Source organism: Bradyrhizobium manausense, assembly GCF_018131105.1.
GTDB lineage: Bacteria > Pseudomonadota > Alphaproteobacteria > Rhizobiales > Xanthobacteraceae > Bradyrhizobium > Bradyrhizobium manausense_B.
In genome coordinates, this window is the sequence record NZ_JAFCJI010000001.1 from 2358969 (window position 1) to 2374011 (window position 15043).

15 protein-coding genes are annotated in these 15043 nt (G+C 63.9%); 7 read left to right on the forward strand and 8 right to left on the reverse strand.

Going from position 1 to position 15043, the window contains the following annotated elements:
- Nucleotides 1-241 precede the first annotated feature (241 nt).
- The 3 genes from JQ631_RS11165 (at nt 242) to JQ631_RS11175 (ending at nt 2297) form a co-directional block, all read left to right on the forward strand.
- Complete coding sequence (locus tag JQ631_RS11165) at nt 242-1021, forward strand: outer membrane protein (RefSeq protein ID WP_212326177.1); 780 nt, start codon at nt 242-244, stop codon at nt 1019-1021.
- Nucleotides 1022-1319: 298 nt separating this feature from the next.
- A complete protein-coding gene (locus JQ631_RS11170; protein WP_007591540.1) occupies nt 1320-1505 on the forward strand; it encodes a hypothetical protein in 186 nt (61 codons plus the stop codon).
- A gap of 21 nt (nt 1506-1526) precedes the next feature.
- Complete coding sequence (locus JQ631_RS11175; protein ID WP_212326178.1) at nt 1527-2297, forward strand: SDR family NAD(P)-dependent oxidoreductase; 771 nt, start codon at nt 1527-1529, stop codon at nt 2295-2297.
- Between the two features lie 94 nt (nt 2298-2391).
- Here JQ631_RS11175 and JQ631_RS11180 read toward each other — a convergent pair whose 3' ends face one another.
- The 3 genes from JQ631_RS11180 to JQ631_RS11190 all read right to left on the reverse strand — a co-directional run bounded on the left by JQ631_RS11180 (nt 2392) and on the right by JQ631_RS11190 (nt 6197).
- Nucleotides 2392-3156: an outer membrane protein gene (locus tag JQ631_RS11180; protein ID WP_212326179.1), complete on the reverse strand. Its 765-nt coding sequence runs from the start codon at nt 3154-3156 to the stop codon at nt 2392-2394.
- Nucleotides 3157-3336: 180 nt separating this feature from the next.
- Nucleotides 3337-4593 (reverse strand): FAD-dependent oxidoreductase, encoded by a 1257-nt coding sequence (locus tag JQ631_RS11185; protein WP_212326180.1) that lies wholly within the window; start codon nt 4591-4593, stop codon nt 3337-3339.
- A gap of 80 nt (nt 4594-4673) precedes the next feature.
- Nucleotides 4674-6197, reverse strand: a complete 1524-nt coding sequence (locus JQ631_RS11190; RefSeq protein ID WP_212326181.1) for a caspase family protein — start codon at nt 6195-6197, stop codon at nt 4674-4676.
- A gap of 190 nt (nt 6198-6387) precedes the next feature.
- Here JQ631_RS11190 and JQ631_RS11195 point away from each other — a divergent pair, with 190 nt between their 5' ends.
- The 4 genes from JQ631_RS11195 to fabA all read left to right on the forward strand — a co-directional run bounded on the left by JQ631_RS11195 (nt 6388) and on the right by fabA (nt 10979).
- A complete protein-coding gene (locus JQ631_RS11195) occupies nt 6388-7350 on the forward strand; it encodes a helix-turn-helix transcriptional regulator (protein WP_212326182.1) in 963 nt (320 codons plus the stop codon).
- 278 nt (nt 7351-7628) lie between these two features.
- A complete protein-coding gene (locus JQ631_RS11200) occupies nt 7629-9167 on the forward strand; it encodes a DEAD/DEAH box helicase (protein WP_212326183.1) in 1539 nt (512 codons plus the stop codon).
- A gap of 128 nt (nt 9168-9295) precedes the next feature.
- Nucleotides 9296-10363 carry a GGDEF domain-containing protein gene (locus JQ631_RS11205; protein ID WP_212326184.1) on the forward strand — a complete coding sequence of 356 codons (1068 nt, stop codon included), beginning with the start codon at nt 9296-9298 and terminating at the stop codon, nt 10361-10363.
- 85 nt (nt 10364-10448) lie between these two features.
- A complete protein-coding gene (gene fabA, locus JQ631_RS11210; protein WP_212326185.1) occupies nt 10449-10979 on the forward strand; it encodes a bifunctional 3-hydroxydecanoyl-ACP dehydratase/trans-2-decenoyl-ACP isomerase in 531 nt (176 codons plus the stop codon).
- Nucleotides 10980-11070: 91 nt separating this feature from the next.
- On the opposite strand, the gene JQ631_RS11215 is transcribed toward fabA, so the two are convergent.
- The 5 genes from JQ631_RS11215 to sufD form a co-directional block, all read right to left on the reverse strand.
- Complete coding sequence (locus tag JQ631_RS11215; protein ID WP_212326186.1) at nt 11071-11493, reverse strand: TfoX/Sxy family protein; 423 nt, start codon at nt 11491-11493, stop codon at nt 11071-11073.
- A 182-nt stretch (nt 11494-11675) separates the two neighbouring features.
- On the reverse strand, nt 11676-12074 hold the full coding sequence (locus JQ631_RS11220) for a HesB/IscA family protein (protein ID WP_212326187.1): 399 nt from the start codon (nt 12072-12074) through the stop codon (nt 11676-11678).
- Between the two features lie 49 nt (nt 12075-12123).
- Nucleotides 12124-12495 carry an SUF system Fe-S cluster assembly protein gene (locus JQ631_RS11225; RefSeq protein WP_212326189.1) on the reverse strand — a complete coding sequence of 124 codons (372 nt, stop codon included), beginning with the start codon at nt 12493-12495 and terminating at the stop codon, nt 12124-12126.
- Nucleotides 12492-13739, reverse strand: a complete 1248-nt coding sequence (locus tag JQ631_RS11230; RefSeq protein ID WP_212326191.1) for a cysteine desulfurase — start codon at nt 13737-13739, stop codon at nt 12492-12494. Before JQ631_RS11230 ends, JQ631_RS11225 begins: the two co-directional genes overlap by 4 nt.
- Nucleotides 13736-15040, reverse strand: a complete 1305-nt coding sequence (gene sufD, locus JQ631_RS11235; RefSeq protein ID WP_212326193.1) for a Fe-S cluster assembly protein SufD — start codon at nt 15038-15040, stop codon at nt 13736-13738. The genes JQ631_RS11230 and sufD overlap by 4 nt, the downstream gene beginning before the upstream one ends.
- Nucleotides 15041-15043 lie beyond the last annotated feature (3 nt).

Here is a 15043-nt window from a genome sequence, read left to right on the forward strand (position 1 = left end):
GCCGAATTCCTAACGAAAACCTACCCAAAAGGAAAACTCTGGAAAGTTCGCAATATATTGAATTTGCTTGGCTTTCCTTGAACTCGTGACGACGCCCCAAATCCCAACCGGCGGGCGTTTTCCGGCGACTGTGCCTGCGCTGCAACAGCATTTCGGCGAGAACTGTCTATAGTCCGGGCATCAGATCACACGGACTTCAGTGCGCTCGCGCCTGCTACGAACCAAGGTTGGGGATTTTATCATGAAGAAGATTGCTCTCGCACTGACCGCGATTGCGGCGATGACCGGTTCGGCTTCGGCGGCTGACCTTGCGGCCCGTCCCTATGTCAAGGCTCCGATGGTTGCTCCGGTTGCCAACTGGACCGGCTTCTACATCTTCGGCGGTGGCGGCGCTGGCCTCTCGAACTCCGACCAGTCGATCCAGACCAATCCGGGCGCGGTTCCGCTCACCATCACCCAGCGTCAGGGCGGTTCGGGCTGGTTCGGCACCGTCGGCGCCGGCTACGACTGGCAGTTCAGCGGCACCTGGGTGGCCGGCGTGTTCGCTGACGGTCAGTTCGGCAGCATCCGCTCCACTCTGCAGGATCCGATCAACGGGTTCACTGGCAACCAGAAGCTGGAAGACTCCTGGGCCGCTGGTGTTCGCCTCGGCTGGCTGGTTGCCCCGAACGTTCTCTCCTACGTCAACGGCGGTTACTCGGGCGCACACTTCGGCGGCACCAACTTCACGACCCTGGGCGGCGCTGCGACGGGTATCCACACCAACAGCTACAACCGCAACGGCTGGTTTGTTGGCGGCGGTGTTGAGAACAGCCTGAACATCTTCGGCATCTCCTCCCCCGGCTGGTTCATGAAGACCGAGTATCGTTCGGCCTTCTACGACACCAAGACCATCAACGAGCTTGATGCGACGAATGCTACCAATGGCTTCGACATTCGTGCGAACCACTGGAACCAGACGATTTCGACCTCCCTGGTCTATCGTTTCAACTGGACCGGCCCGGTCGTCGCCAAGTACTGATACGATCTGAACTCAACCTCAGACGTCAAAGCCCCGGCATTGCCGGGGCTTTTTCGTTTTGGCCACCTCGTCAGCTGACGTTCTCCTTTAACGACTTGCACGCTGCTCCAAGTGGGCCGCTCGGATCGAACGCCCGCAGATGCGCCTTGCGCACGGACATGCATCCTCCCCGCGGCCTGCGTCCTCGGCCATTGTATCAGAGCCGAAGCTACGGCTAGTCTGGCGGGAAGTTTTCGTACCCCGCGGCGATCGTTCCAGCCGTGGGTCTCGACAGAACCAGTCCAACGGGGAGGAATGCATGCGCAGATTTCTGCTTGTAGCAGGCCTGTTTGCCCTCGCCGTCGGGCTGCTCTGGATCGGACAGGGCACAGGCACCGTCGCCTGGCCCCGATCGAGCTTCATGGTCAACCAGCTGCAATGGGCCGGCTATGGCGCCGCCATGGCCGGCTTCGGATTGGTCCTGATCTGGCAAAGCAACCAATAGAAGAAACCAGGAAGTGAAAGCATGACATCCAACCGGTTCGATCTCCGCGGCAAGGTCGCGATCGTCACAGGAGGCAATGGCGGCATCGGGCTTGGCCTCGCGCACGGGCTCGCCGACGCCGGCGCCGATATCGCCGTGGTCGGACGCAACGAGGCCAAGTCGGCCGCGGCCGTCGCCGATCTCAAGGCGCGCGGCGTGAAGGCGATCTCGGTCACCACCGACGTCGCCGACAAGGCTGCGATCGCCGCGATGGTGGACCGCGTCGTCAAGGATCTCGGCCGTATCGACATCCTCATCAACAATGCCGGCATGAGCATCCGCAAACCGCCGCACGAGCTCGAGCTCGACGAGTGGAACACGGTGATTCAAACCAACCTCACCGCAGCCTTCCTGTGCTCGAAGCTGGCCTATCCGGCGCTGAAGGCGTCGGGCAACGGCAAGGTGATCAACATCGGCTCGATGATGTCGATCTTCGGCGCGAGCTTCGCCGCCGCCTATGCTGCGAGCAAGGGCGGCATCGTGCAATACACGCGCGCCTGCGCCAACGCCTGGGCGCCCGACAACATCCAGGTCAACGCCATCCTGCCGGGCTGGATCGATACCGATCTCACCCGCGGTGCGCGGAAGCAGGTGTCGGGCCTGCACGAGCGCGTGCTGGCGCGCACGCCGGCGGGACGCTGGGGCGACATCGACGACTTCGCCGGCATCGCCGTCTTCCTCGCCTCATCCGCCTCGAACTTCGTCACGGGTACCGCCATCCCCGTCGACGGCGGGTTCTCCGTGATGGCCTGATGCGCCGTGACGGCAGCACGCAAAAAAGAAGCCCCGGTGGAAACCGGGGCTTTTAATTTGGTCGTGATCTTTTCTTTGATTGGTCGTTTGTTGCTCAGTAGCGCGCGATCACAGGCGCGTCGAACTTGTAGCTGGCGCGAACGACAGCCCACTGGATGTCGCGCGGCTTGGCATCGAACGTGTAATTGCCCGAGGTGCCGCCGAGCTGATAGGTCTGGCTGCCGAAGGCTGCGTAATTGTACTCGAGGCCGACGATCCAGTTGCGGGTGATGCCGTATTCCCAGCCAGCACCGACGGTCCAGCCGTTGGCCCAGTGCGTCTGACCGCCCGTCCCCGTCACGACCGGGTCGGTGACCGAGAGCCGATTGTTGACGCCGGCGTAGCCGCCCTTGAAGTAGAACAGGTTATTCTGAACCGCGAAGCCAGCGCGACCGACGACTGTCGCCAGCAGATTGGCGCGCCAGGAGAACACGTCGTTCGCCGCACCGAAAGCGGTGTTCGTGAACGAGCCCTTGTTGTCGAGGCCCGAGATCGTGCCTTCCATGCCGAACACGTAATTGTTGGCCTGCCAGTTGTATCCGATCTGGGCGCCGCCCATGATGCCGGAGTTGCGCTGACGATAGCCCTGGCCCGGCGTCAGATCGCCGAACGGTGCGCCGACGCCATTGTTGATGAACTGCTCGTTGGTCCAGGCGCCACCGATATGGCCGCCGACATAGAAGCCGGTCCAGTTGAACAGCGGCTCGATATAGGCCGGCGCCTTCGTGTAGGGGCGCGCAGCGAGGTCGGCGGCGGAAGCGGCGCCGGTCGAAACCAGAGCGGTCGTGCAGGCGAAGGCGGCAATCAGTTTATTACGCATGGTACATCCCGTGTCCTTTGATGGGCGCACGCTCACACGCAGTTCTTACTCAAATTTGAATCAAGAAAGTTAAGGCGCCGGATTGGCCCGTCGCGGTCCTTGAATCCGGTTGCGCTGTTGCACGCGCGCAACGCGGAAGCCGCAATTTAACGCGGCATTATCCCTACCAAATCGCTTTCGTCAGGATGCCGGCGCAGCTTTCGAATGCACGTGCTCGGGTCGCACGCCGATGGCGATGAAGCGCGCGGGAATGCCCTGAAGCCACGGCCAGGCGGAGATCAGGCGCAGGATCAGCGGCACCTTGAGCGGCCGATCGCCGCCCTTCAGCGCGCCGCTGATGATGTTGTTCTGCACGATCACCTGCATCGCCTGCGTCATCTTCACCGGGAATTCGCGCCGGCGCCTGACGGCATCGAGTTCATCGTCGGATGGACAGCCGCGCGTCAGCTTGTCGGCGAGCAGGTTGGCGGTCGCGACCGCGTCCTGCACGGCCAAGTTGACGCCGACGCCACCGACCGGCGACATCGCATGGGCGGCGTCGCCGATACAAAGCAGCCCGGGCCGCGTCCAGCGGCTCAAGCGGTTGATCGCGACCGTCAGCAACTTCACGTCGTCGAAGCTCTTGACGTCGGCAATGCCGTGCTTGAGAACCGGCGCCATGCGCACGACATCGTCGAGCAGCGCCGGCAATCCCCTCGCCTTCACCGCTTCATGTTGCCCCTTGGCGATGACGTAGGCGCATTGCCAATAATCGCCGCGATCGAAGGTGACCATCATCTTGCCGGGCTCGATGCGCGCAAACAGGTTCTCGGTCTCGTCCGGCTTGCGGCCGACGCGGAACCAGAGCACGTCCATCGGCGCACCGATCTCCGCGACGGCAAACCCTGCACGTTCGCGCACCGTCGAATGCCGGCCGTCGCAGGCGATGGTGAGATCGGCCTCGATGTCGATGACACCACCAGGCGTTCTGGCGCGCACGCCGGCGATGGCCTCTCCGCGGTGGATGAGGTCGACGGCTTCGGTGTTCATCAGCACTTCGAGCGAAGCAAAGCGCTTGCCCGCCTCGCGCAGGAAATTGAGAAAGTCCCATTGCGGCATGAAGGCGATGAATGGGTATTTCGTGTTCAGCCGCCTGAGATCGGCGATCCGCACCTTGGTGCCGCCGATCAGGCCATCCATCGTCTGCAGGCGCTGATGCGGCAGCTTGAGGAAATCGTCGATCAGGCCGAGTTCGTCCATCACCTGAAGCGTCGAGGGATGCACGGTGTCGCCGCGAAAGTCGCGGAAGAAGTCAGCGTGTTTCTCCAGCACCACGACATCGATGCCGGCACGTCCCAGCAGATAGCCGAGCATCATGCCCGCGGGCCCGCCGCCGACGATACAGCAGCGGACTTTTCGAACGCGCGCCACCGGCTGTTCTGGGGTAACTGTCTCCATGATCCGACTTTCGCTGCTGCGTCACTCGCGTGACTGTAGCGCCGGCGAGCGTCGGACGCATGTTCAATTTAAGATAACGCTCAATTGTTGCTGCGGTTCGCCGTGCGGAAACTCTTCACCTCCGACACGCTGCCGTCGCGGTAGGTCAATTCGACCGACATGAACTGCGTCGCCGGGGGCAGCTTCTCATAGAGCATCATGCCGGCCGTGATGGCCGAGGGATCGCGGAGATCGCAGGGCGGCAGCTTCAGCACCTTGTCCGGCACCGCCGTGTCGATGCCGATCCGCACCTCGCGGATCGCGCAGCGATACGACACCAGATGGGAATAATAGACCAGCAGCCCGTTGAACTGCCGGAACGACAGCCAGCTCGTCGCGGTCATGTCGAGGATCTTGCGCTGATCGCGGATCAGCGCCGCCTCCGGATCGAACTTGATCGGGAACGGGCCCTGCATGTCGCCGGAGGCATCGACGTAACGGACCTCGATCGTGCCGGCCTGCGCATCCGGCGGCAGCTCGATCGAAGGATTTGGCATTCGCTTGCGCGTGCGCGGATCGAGCGCGTCGATGAATCCGGTCTCGCGGAAATCACCGCTGCCGGCCATGCGCCAGGACACCCCGAGCGTCGGATCGGCAAAGGAGAACGTCACGCTCCAGCCGCCATTGTGGCGGGAGAAGCTCGCAATCGGCGCGTTGGTGGTCTCCTCTTTCGGCACGCGTGGCACCGAGACCGGCGGCAGCGCCGCAAGCTTCTGCGGCGCCGGATCGGCCGGACGCGCCGCGGCGGCAGCCGCGTCCTTCGCAGCACCGCTGAGGAAGACGTCGTCGACCATCTGGTCGAAATAGACCGGCACCTGCTTGTGCTTGACGGTGTCGGCCATCTCGCTGACGAGGCGACGCGTGTGCTGCGCGACCTGCACGAGGTTTTCGCCGGGCTGAAGCAGCTCTCGGGCGAACGTGCGCGTGAATACCGAATTGGGATTGGCATCGTCGTTGGAGAGACGATCGAGCGCGGTCTGGCGCGGGCCTGCCGAGAACACCGAGAACACGCCCTCGGGCAACTGCGTCATCGGCGCGAGGCCGCCGCCGCCGGCGACCGCGCGCGTGCCCGAACGCTCGAACGGATTGTTGCGGCAGGCGTCGAACACCAGGATCGAGGTGCGCGCCCTCTTGTTCTGGAGACGCTCGACGACACGGTCGGCGAGAATGGAGGCGTCACGCACCAGCTCTTCCTGGCCTTCGGTCGCCGCCGGCACGTCGGTCGGCAGCAGATAGTTCTGGCCCGCGATCTCGAAACCGTGGCCGGCGTAAAAGAAGAATGCGGTGTCGCCGGGCTCGATCGCGCGGTCGAAGGCGAGCAACGTCTCGGAGAATTGCTGGCGGTTCTGGTTTTCGGCGACCATCACCTGGAAGCCGAGCTGCTTCAGCGTATCACCCATGGTGCGGGCGTCGTTGACGGCCTTCAGGAGTTTTGGAACGTTCTTGTAGTCGTTGTTGCCGACGACGAGCGCGACACGCTTTTCGGCGTGTGCAAAGCTGGCAAAACCGCAAAGGCTCGCAGCCAGGCCTAGCGCTGCCAGAATTCTGAAAACCCGACGCGTCATCGTGACATTCCCGTTGCAGAACGGCTCCCGTTTGGCGCCATGCGGAACCTTACGCCGTTGATGTGATAGTCGGTCCAGCCGCAACGGCGGTTCAACCGCCGTGCTTGCGGTTCCATCATCTGGCCTATGGCAGATTCGCGCGGAATCTGCTTTTTCTTGGGTGCAATTCCGTTCGAGACGAGGGGCTGCCGTGTATCGCTGGTGCACCGACGAGGTCGAGCCGCACGATCGCTTCGACTATTGGCGCGAGGTTCGCGCCAAGGGACTGTTCGGTGTCACCGCCGAACTGGAGCGCGAACAGCGCGGCGACTTTTACGGCGAATTCTCGCTGGGCCAGGTCGGCAATGGCGCCCTGGTGGAGCTGAAGGCCTCGTCCTACGCGGTCGAACGCAGCCAGGCCGACATCGGCTACGCACCGGGTGACAGCATCTGCGTCTACCAGCAACTCGGCGGCGGCGGCTGGTTTGGCGGCATGCGCTCCAGCGATTTCGCCATTGCCAATGGCAGCTTCGCCACCAGCCATACCGATTTGCCCTACCGCACGAGGCCGCTGGGTGGCGCCGGCTTCCACCTGCGGATCCTGAAGATCCCCGTCAGCGGCCTGGCGACCCAGGACAAGCGCGCGCGAGAGCTTGCGCCCAAGCCCTTCAACGATCCCGCGCTCGCCCCCCTGCTCGACGCCTGCTTTACCGATCTCGGCGAGGCGGCCGCGAGTGAGGGGTCGCTTGACGCCGTCCCGCTGGTGCAGGCGTTGGGGCATCTGGCGCTGATCGAGCGGGGTATCGTCAGGCCGGGCAGCCGGCGCGGACAGGCCGCACTCCGGACCGCCCGCCTGTCCCTGGCGCGGCGCCTGATCGCGCGCAATTTACAAGACCCCGATCTGGCGCCGACGCGGGTGGCCGACCTGCTCGGGGTCTCCGTGCGCCATTTGCACATGCTGTTCGAGGTGGCTGACCGCAGCTTCTCCCAGACCGTGACGGAAGAACGGCTGAAACAGAGCCGCCGCCTGATGCGTGAAGCGCCGGAGCGGCTGATCGCCGACATTGCCACCGCCTGCGGTTTCGAAAGCCTGGCGACCTACTACCGGGTCTTCAACGCCGCCTATGGCATGGCACCCGGCGATTTCCGGGCCCAGGCCGCAGGGGCGCGTTAACCACCCGACCGGCCGCCGTGGCGAAAAGCCCAGCCGCGCCCGTTATTTGGTAAAACCTGAGGGTTTTTAGGACCTTCCCGTGCCTGCTCCATTGACTTTGGCCGATTCCGCCCTATGTTCCGGGTCGACGCAGCTCAGATCGAAAAGCGATTCCTGAGCTTGGCGCTTTGTTCGCGTGAGTCAGCACCCCCAGCTTCTTTGAGAGCGCGCCGTTTCGGGGTGGAACGCGACAGCCTTTTTACTCTCGATTCCGAACGGCGGTTTCGACCAGAGGCTCAATGTCCTTTTCCAATCTCGGACTATCCGAAAAAGTCCTCGCCGCAGTGGCGGCCACCGGTTACACCACCCCTACCCCCATCCAGGAACAGGCGATTCCCCACGTCCTCGCACGCAAGGATGTGCTCGGCATCGCCCAGACCGGCACCGGCAAGACCGCAGCCTTCGTGCTGCCGATGCTCACCATCCTCGAAAAGGGCAGAGCCCGGGCGCGCATGCCGCGGACGCTGATCCTCGAGCCCACCCGCGAACTCGCGGCTCAGGTGAAGGAAAACTTCGACCGCTACGGTGCCGGCCAGAAACTCAACGTCGCGCTCCTGATCGGCGGCGTTTCCTTCGGTGACCAGGATGCCAAGCTGACGCGCGGCGTCGACGTGCTGATCGCGACCCCGGGCCGGCTGCTCGACCACACCGAGCGCGGCGGCCTGCTGCTCACCGGCGTCGAACTGCTGGTCATCGACGAAGCCGACCGCATGCTGGACATGGGTTTCATTCCCGACATCGAGCGCATCTGCAAGCTCGTCCCCTTCACGCGGCAGACCCTGTTCTTCACCGCGACCATGCCGCCGGAAATCCGGCGCATCACCGAGGCCTTCCTGCACAATCCGCAGAAGGTCGAAGTCTCCAAGCCGGCCACCACCGCCGTCACCGTCACGCAGTCGCAAGTTCCTGCCGGTCGCGAGGCGCACGAGAAGCGCGAGCTGCTTCGCCGCCTGCTGCGCGAGGCCAAGGATCTCAAGAACGCGATCATCTTCTGCAATCGCAAGCGCGAAGTCGCGATCGTGCACAAATCCCTCCAGAAGCACGGCTTCAGTGTCGGCGCCCTGCATGGCGACATGGACCAGCCGGCCCGCATGGCGGCGCTCGAACAATTCCGCAAGGGCGAGCTGCCGCTGCTGGTCGCCTCCGACGTCGCCGCCCGCGGCCTCGACATTCCCGAGGTCAGCCACGTCTTCAATTTCGACGTCCCTCATCATCCCGATGATTACGTCCACCGCGTCGGTCGAACCGGCCGCGCCGGCCGCACCGGCACCGCGATCTCGATCGTTACGCCGCTCGACCAGAAGTCGATGGTTGCGATCGAGAAGCTGATCGGCCAGAGCATTCCGCGCGCCGAAGGCGATTACGAGGTGCAAGCGGATTCGGGTGAGCAGCGCGACCGACCGCGCGAGTCGCGCGGCCGCGATCGTGAACGTTCCCGTGGCGGACGCGGCAAGCCGCAGCGCGGTCGCGATCGTGGTGAGCGCAGCCACGAGGCACGCCCCTCCTCCGAGGCAACGTCTTCGCCGGACGCAAGGCCGGCTGCCGAGGCACGGCCTGCTCGCGAAGCACGGCCGGCACGCGAGGCAAGGCCGCCACGCGAAGCCCGGCAATCGTCCGAGCCGCGTCATGGTTCGCGCCAGCAGGCCAACAACTCGCACGTGCCGTCGATCGGCCGTCCCGAGCCGCGCCGCCAGCGCGAAGCCGACACCGAGCCCGGCGATCACTCGCATCTTCCGGCATTCCTGCTACGGCCGGTCCGCTCCCCCGCCGGAGCCTGACGCCACAATACACGCGTGAGTTGAACGGCGGGCCGTTTACCGACCGTTCATGAACGTCCGTTAGCCTGCGAACATAATTTAAGCATTGCTGCGGTCGATGGGCGCATCGACCGCATGGGGTATGTTCCGTGGTCAAGGTGCTCGACGAACACGAACGCACGATGGCGTTCGCCGAGGTGGCGCTCGGTCAGATCCGATCGCTCAAGCAGACTGCAATCCCCCGCAATTACGAGATCTGGTACGTCTACGCGACCGGCTACAACGCGCCGCTCAACAAGATCATCAACGAGACGCTCGCGCGCAACGGCAAGCTTTCCGAATCCGATCTCGAGCAGATCTACGATACCTATCTCTCCCACATCAAAACGACCGACCGCATCGACAAGGTCGGCTCGCGCGTCATCGGCGAGATCGACGACGTGATGACAGTGTTGAGCGACGCGCTCGGCATGACCGGCGCCTACGACGCCAGCCTGGCGGGCGCGACCGACCAGCTGTCCTCGGCCAAGAGCCGCGAGCAGATCAAGACGATCGTCGAAGCGCTGCTGCGCTCGACCGGCGAGATGCGTGAGACCAACAAGGCACTCGAAGACCGGCTGACCTTGTCGAAAAGCGAGATCAGCAATCTCCAGCAGAGCCTGGAGGCGATCCGCGCCGAGAGCCTGACCGATCCCCTGACCGGTCTCGGCAACCGCAAATATTTCGATCGTATGATCGGCATGGCCGTGCAGAGCGCGCTTGCGAGCGGCGAGCCGCTGTCGCTGCTGATGTTCGACATCGACCACTTCAAGTCGTTCAACGATTCCTATGGCCACCTGACCGGCGATCAGGTGCTCCGGCTGGTCGGCCTGTCGCTGAAGCAAACCATCAAGGGCCAGGACATCACCGCGCGCTATGGCGGCGAGGAATTCGCGGTCGTGCTGCCCAACACCGCGTTGCGTCAGGCTCTCACTGTCGCCGACCATATCCGGCGCGCCGTGATGGCCAAGGAATTGAAGAAGAAATCCACCGGCGAGATTCTCGGCCGCGTCACCATTTCCGTCGGCGTCTCCATGCTGAAGCAGGGCGACGACACCGACGCGCTGATCGAGCGTGCGGATGCCTGCCTCTATGCCGCCAAGCGCAACGGCCGCAACCGCGTGATCTGTGAAATCGACCCGGAGTTCGCGGTCGAGTCGCACAACCGGGTGGCTTGATACGGGCAGCGGACCCGGCTCAGCTTGACATTCCGACCTGACGAACAACATCTTCCTCGCCAATCCGCATCGGGGACTTGTCGTCGTGCCCAATCCTCTTGATTTTCACGCACCGCAGCCGTCCTACACCAGAGACGAGCTGCTGAGATCGAGCGAAGGCGGCTATTTCGGCCCAGGCAACGCGCAATTGCCGGCTCCGCCGATGCTGATGATGGACCGCATCTCCGAGATCAGCCTGGATGGCGGCGAATACGGCAAGGGCCACATCGTCGGCGAGCTCGACATTGTGCCGGACCACTGGTTCTTCGACGCTCATTATATTGGTGACGCCATCATGCCGCCGACGCTCGCGCTGGACGCCATGTGGCAGATGGTCGGCTATTGGCTCGGCTGGTCGGGCTCGCCCGGCAAGGGCCGCGCCATCGGCGTCGGCGAGGTCGAGGCCACGGGCGAAGTCACACCAAACGCAAAACGCGTGCGGTACGAGGTCGCCATGCGCATGGTCCGGCGCGGCAAGCTGGTGCTCGGCATTGCGGACGGTCGTGTCATCGCCGACGGCGTCAGCGTCTTCATCGCCAAGGATATGCGGGTCGGCCTGACCAAAGCCGCTGATTAAGGTCTCGTAGGGTGGGCAAAGGCGCACCGCGCCGTGCCCACGATCTCTTCCCGTAACGACCTCATCGCGGGCACGCTCCGCTTTGCCCACCCTACCGTACCGGTTTCTTGGCAACTTTCTTGGCCGACCGCTTCTTTGCTGCAGACTTCTTCGGCGCGACCTTTTTCGTTGCCTTCTTCCCCTTCGGCCGCTTCTTCACCTTGGCACGCTGGGCGGCGGCGAGCGCTGCCCTCGCCCATTGCGCGAGCTCCGCGGAATCGTCGAACAGGCGCGCCGGCAACTCCCAATAGGAATTCACCAGCACCGTCTTGGCGCGGGTCGAATACTGGAACGGCTTTGAACCCTCTGCCTCAAAGTCCGGGATCGTCACCTCATCGGCGCGGAAGAACAGGCCGGCCCGCAGCGACAGCGCGAAGTTGATGCCATCGGCGGAGATGCCGTGGCCGGAGAACATCTTTCGGATGGTCACGGGGCCGAAATCGGCGAACAGGTCGATCAGGAATTCGCGGTCCATGGCCCAACTCTCCCCCACGGTCGTCCTGGCGAAAGCCAGGACCCATTGCCCCAGGGAGTAGTTTAGCGAAGACTGGAAGTGGTGCCAGCTTTGGTACCGACACCGCGCGTCACCGTCACATCACGCGGGATGAATCCTGGCTTTCACCAGGTTGACAGCTGAGCAAAGCGTGAAAGCCGGGTCTACCCGTCGATCTTCGCCGGGCGTAACTCGACTGACTCGCCGCAGCCGCAGGCGGAGATCTGGTTGGGGTTGTTGAAGACGAACTGGGCCTGCATCTTGTCGGCCGTGTAGTCCATCTCGGTGCCGAGCAGGAACAGCACGGCCTTCGGATCGACCAGGATCTTGACGCCCTTGTCCTCGACGACCTCGTCGGTCGGGCGGACGTCATGGGCATACTCGACCGTGTAGGACTGGCCGGCGCAGCCGCCGTTCTTCACGCCGACGCGCAGGCCGACGATCTCGGAGTCTGCGCGCTGGGTCAGCTCGGTGATGCGCTGGGCAGCGGCATCCGTCAGCCGCATCACCTGCGGACGCGGGCGCCGCGGCTTCGGAGTAGATGCTGGTGTTGCCTGTGTCATGTCAGTGATGTGGTCCGTTGCGGAGCGAATTCAATATCGAGGTTACACGTCACCACATGTTGAGGACGAGGCGCGCCTCGTCGCTCATGCGTTCCGGCGTCCAGGCCGGCTCCCAGACGACCTTGACGTCGACCACGCCGACGCCGGGGACGCTGGCGACCGCGTTCTCGACCATGGTCGGCAGCTCACCGGCGGCCGGGCAGTTCGGCGTCGTCAGCGTCATCTGCACGTCGACCGAACGGTCGTCCTTGATCTCGACCTTGTAGATCAGGCCGAGCTCGTAGATGTCGGCCGGGATCTCCGGGTCGAACACAGTCTTGAGCCCGGCGATGATCTCGGTGGTGAGACGCTCGGTCTCCTCCGGCGGCAGCGCCGAATGGGTCTGCATCGGATTGGCTTTGATTTCGGCCGTGTCACTCATGCGAACAAATCCCGCGCCTTGAGCAGCGCCTGTGCCAGATGATCGACTTCTTCCCGTGTATTATACATGCCGAACGAGGCGCGGCAGGTGGCCGTCACGTTGAACCGCTCTAAAAGCGGCATCACGCAATGGGTGCCCGCGCGCACCGCGATGCCCTGACGATCGATCACGGTGGCGACGTCATGGGCATGCGCGCCCTTCAGCTCGAAGGAGATCACCGGGCCCTTGCCTCTTGCCGTGCCGATCAGCCGCAGCGAGTTGATCTCGCGCAGCTTCTCCTGGGCGTAGGCGGTGAGATCGGCCTCATGCGCGGCGATGCGCTCCTTGCCGATCGAATTGACGTAGTCGATGGCCGCACCAAGGCCGACAGCCTCGACGATCGCCGGCGTGCCGGCCTCGAACTTGTGCGGGGGATCGCCATAGGTGACGATCTCGCGCGAGACCTCGCGGATCATCTCGCCGCCACCGTTGAAGGGGCGCATCGCGACGAGGTGATCGTACTTGGCCCAGAGAACGCCGATACCGGTCGGGCCGTACACCTTGTGGCCGGTGAAGACGTAGAAATCGCAGCCGATGTCCTGGACGTCGACCGGCAGATGAACCGCGCCCTGGCTGCCGTCGACCAGCACAGGAATGCCGCGGGCGTGGGCGATCTTCACGACGTCCTTAACCGGCACGATGGTGCCGAGCGCATTCGACATCTGCGTGATCGCGACCAGCTTGGTCTTCGGCGTCAGCAGCTTCTCGAACTCGTCGATGAGGAAGTTGCCCTCGTCGTCGACCGGCGCCCACTTGATCACGGCGCCCTGACGTTCCCTGAGGAAATGCCAGGGCACGATGTTGGAGTGATGCTCCATGATCGAGATGACGATCTCGTCGCCTTCTCCGATATTCGGCCCGCCCCAGGACGACGCGACCAGATTGATCGCTTCCGTCGCATTTCGAGTGAAAATCACTTCTTCCGTGCGGGGTGCGTTGATGAACTGCGCGACCTTGGTGCGGCCGCCCTCATAGGCTTCAGTCGCAGCGTTCGCGAGGTAATGCAGGCCACGATGCACGTTGGCGTATTCGCTACTGTAGGCCTGCGTCATCCGGTCGAGCACAGCGCTCGGCTTCTGGGCCGAGGCGGCGTTGTCGAGATAGACCAGATTCTTGCCGTAGACCTGCATGGCAAGCGCCGGAAAATCCTGGCGCACGCGCGCGACGTCATAGGCGCCGTTCTTGACCGCGGGATGCGTACTCATGACCGACGCTCCAGCCAGCGCTCGGCAATGCCGATCACATGCTCGCGCAAATCATCTGCAGCGATCTGCTCGATCGCCTCACCGACGAACGCCTGGATCAGCAGCGCCTGGGCTTGCTTTTCCGGCAGGCCGCGGGCCTTCAGGTAGAACAGCAGGCTGTCGTCCAGCGCGCCGGCGGTGGCACCATGGCCGCAGGAGACGTCGTCGGCGAAGATCTCGAGCTCAGGCTTGTTGTCGGCCTCGGCTTCGTCCGAGAGCAGCAGCGCGCGCGTCATCATCTTGCCGTCGGTCTTCTGCGCGTCGGGACGGACGATGATGCGGCCCTGGAACACCGAATGGGCGCGGTCGTCGATCACCGCGCGGAACACTTCGCGGCTGACGCAGTTCGGCACGGCATGGTCGACCACCAGCGTGGTGTCGCCATGCTCGGTCTTCTGCAACAGGTTCACGCCATTGGCCGAGAGCTCGCTGCCCTCGCCCGCCAAGGTAATGAAACCCTGCAGGCGGCTGACAGCCGCACCGGTCGTCATGTTGAAGAAGTTGAATTTGACGTTCGCGCCGATGGTGACGAAGTGCGACGACACGTTTACCGCGTCAGGCGCATCGTCCATCAGGCGGATATGGGCAACATCGGCATCGTCGCCGACCGTGAGGATCACGGCGTCGTTGACCTGGTAGGCCTTGGCCCCGGCCGCAACGAAGCTCTCGACGATGGTGGCGCGAGCGCCCTTCCCGATCGCCACCTGCGAACGGGTGAAGGCCGACGCCGACGCAGCGGTCGCGATGTGGAGGATCTGGATCGGTGCGGATAGCTGCGCGCCGTCGGCGATATCAAGCACAAGGCCGTCTGTTGCCATCGCCGCGTTGAGCGCGATCACGGCGTCGGTGGCCGCCGTCTTCAGCAGGCCGGCATCCTTCTCCAGCGTCTCATGCAATGTCTTGAAACCCGCCTCGGCGGTGAGCGCCTTGAGGTCGGAGAGATCAGCCGCGAACACGCCGTCGACCAGCACCAGCTTGCGAGCACCCGCGATCGCGTGTGCCTTCACGGCATCTGCCGCGCGCTTCAGCGCGGCCGCATCGGGCGCGGCTGCCAGCGGCAGCACCTCGCCGACCAGCGCGCGCAGATCGGTGTATTTCCATTCCTCGATCCGGCGGTGCGGCAGGCCGAGACGCTCATAGGTCTCGAACGCCTCGCGGCGCACTGCGACCACTCCAGGCGAACCCGGCAGCCGGCCCTCAGCGCTGGCGAAGAGATCGCTCACCGCGCGGCCGTTTCCGGTCTTTGCCACAGCAACGTTCATCGC

What these genes read in the sequence shown, in the direction of transcription:
- JQ631_RS11190 (WP_212326181.1), bottom strand. Translation starts at nt 6,197, where the DNA reads ATGACGCGTCGGGTTTTCAGAATTCTGGCAGCGCTAGGCCTGGCTGCG.
- JQ631_RS11185 (WP_212326180.1), bottom strand. Translation starts at nt 4,593, where the DNA reads ATGGAGACAGTTACCCCAGAACAGCCGGTGGCGCGCGTTCGAAAAGTC.
- JQ631_RS11200 (WP_212326183.1), top strand. Translation starts at nt 7,629, where the DNA reads ATGTCCTTTTCCAATCTCGGACTATCCGAAAAAGTCCTCGCCGCAGTG.
- JQ631_RS11165 (WP_212326177.1), top strand. Translation starts at nt 242, where the DNA reads ATGAAGAAGATTGCTCTCGCACTGACCGCGATTGCGGCGATGACCGGT.
- JQ631_RS11175 (WP_212326178.1), top strand. Translation starts at nt 1,527, where the DNA reads ATGACATCCAACCGGTTCGATCTCCGCGGCAAGGTCGCGATCGTCACA.
- JQ631_RS11220 (WP_212326187.1), bottom strand. Translation starts at nt 12,074, where the DNA reads ATGACACAGGCAACACCAGCATCTACTCCGAAGCCGCGGCGCCCGCGT.
- JQ631_RS11225 (WP_212326189.1), bottom strand. Translation starts at nt 12,495, where the DNA reads ATGAGTGACACGGCCGAAATCAAAGCCAATCCGATGCAGACCCATTCG.
- JQ631_RS11170 (WP_007591540.1), top strand. Translation starts at nt 1,320, where the DNA reads ATGCGCAGATTTCTGCTTGTAGCAGGCCTGTTTGCCCTCGCCGTCGGG.
- JQ631_RS11180 (WP_212326179.1), bottom strand. Translation starts at nt 3,156, where the DNA reads ATGCGTAATAAACTGATTGCCGCCTTCGCCTGCACGACCGCTCTGGTT.
- sufD (WP_212326193.1), bottom strand. Translation starts at nt 15,040, where the DNA reads ATGAACGTTGCTGTGGCAAAGACCGGAAACGGCCGCGCGGTGAGCGAT.
- JQ631_RS11230 (WP_212326191.1), bottom strand. Translation starts at nt 13,739, where the DNA reads ATGAGTACGCATCCCGCGGTCAAGAACGGCGCCTATGACGTCGCGCGC.
- JQ631_RS11215 (WP_212326186.1), bottom strand. Translation starts at nt 11,493, where the DNA reads ATGGACCGCGAATTCCTGATCGACCTGTTCGCCGATTTCGGCCCCGTG.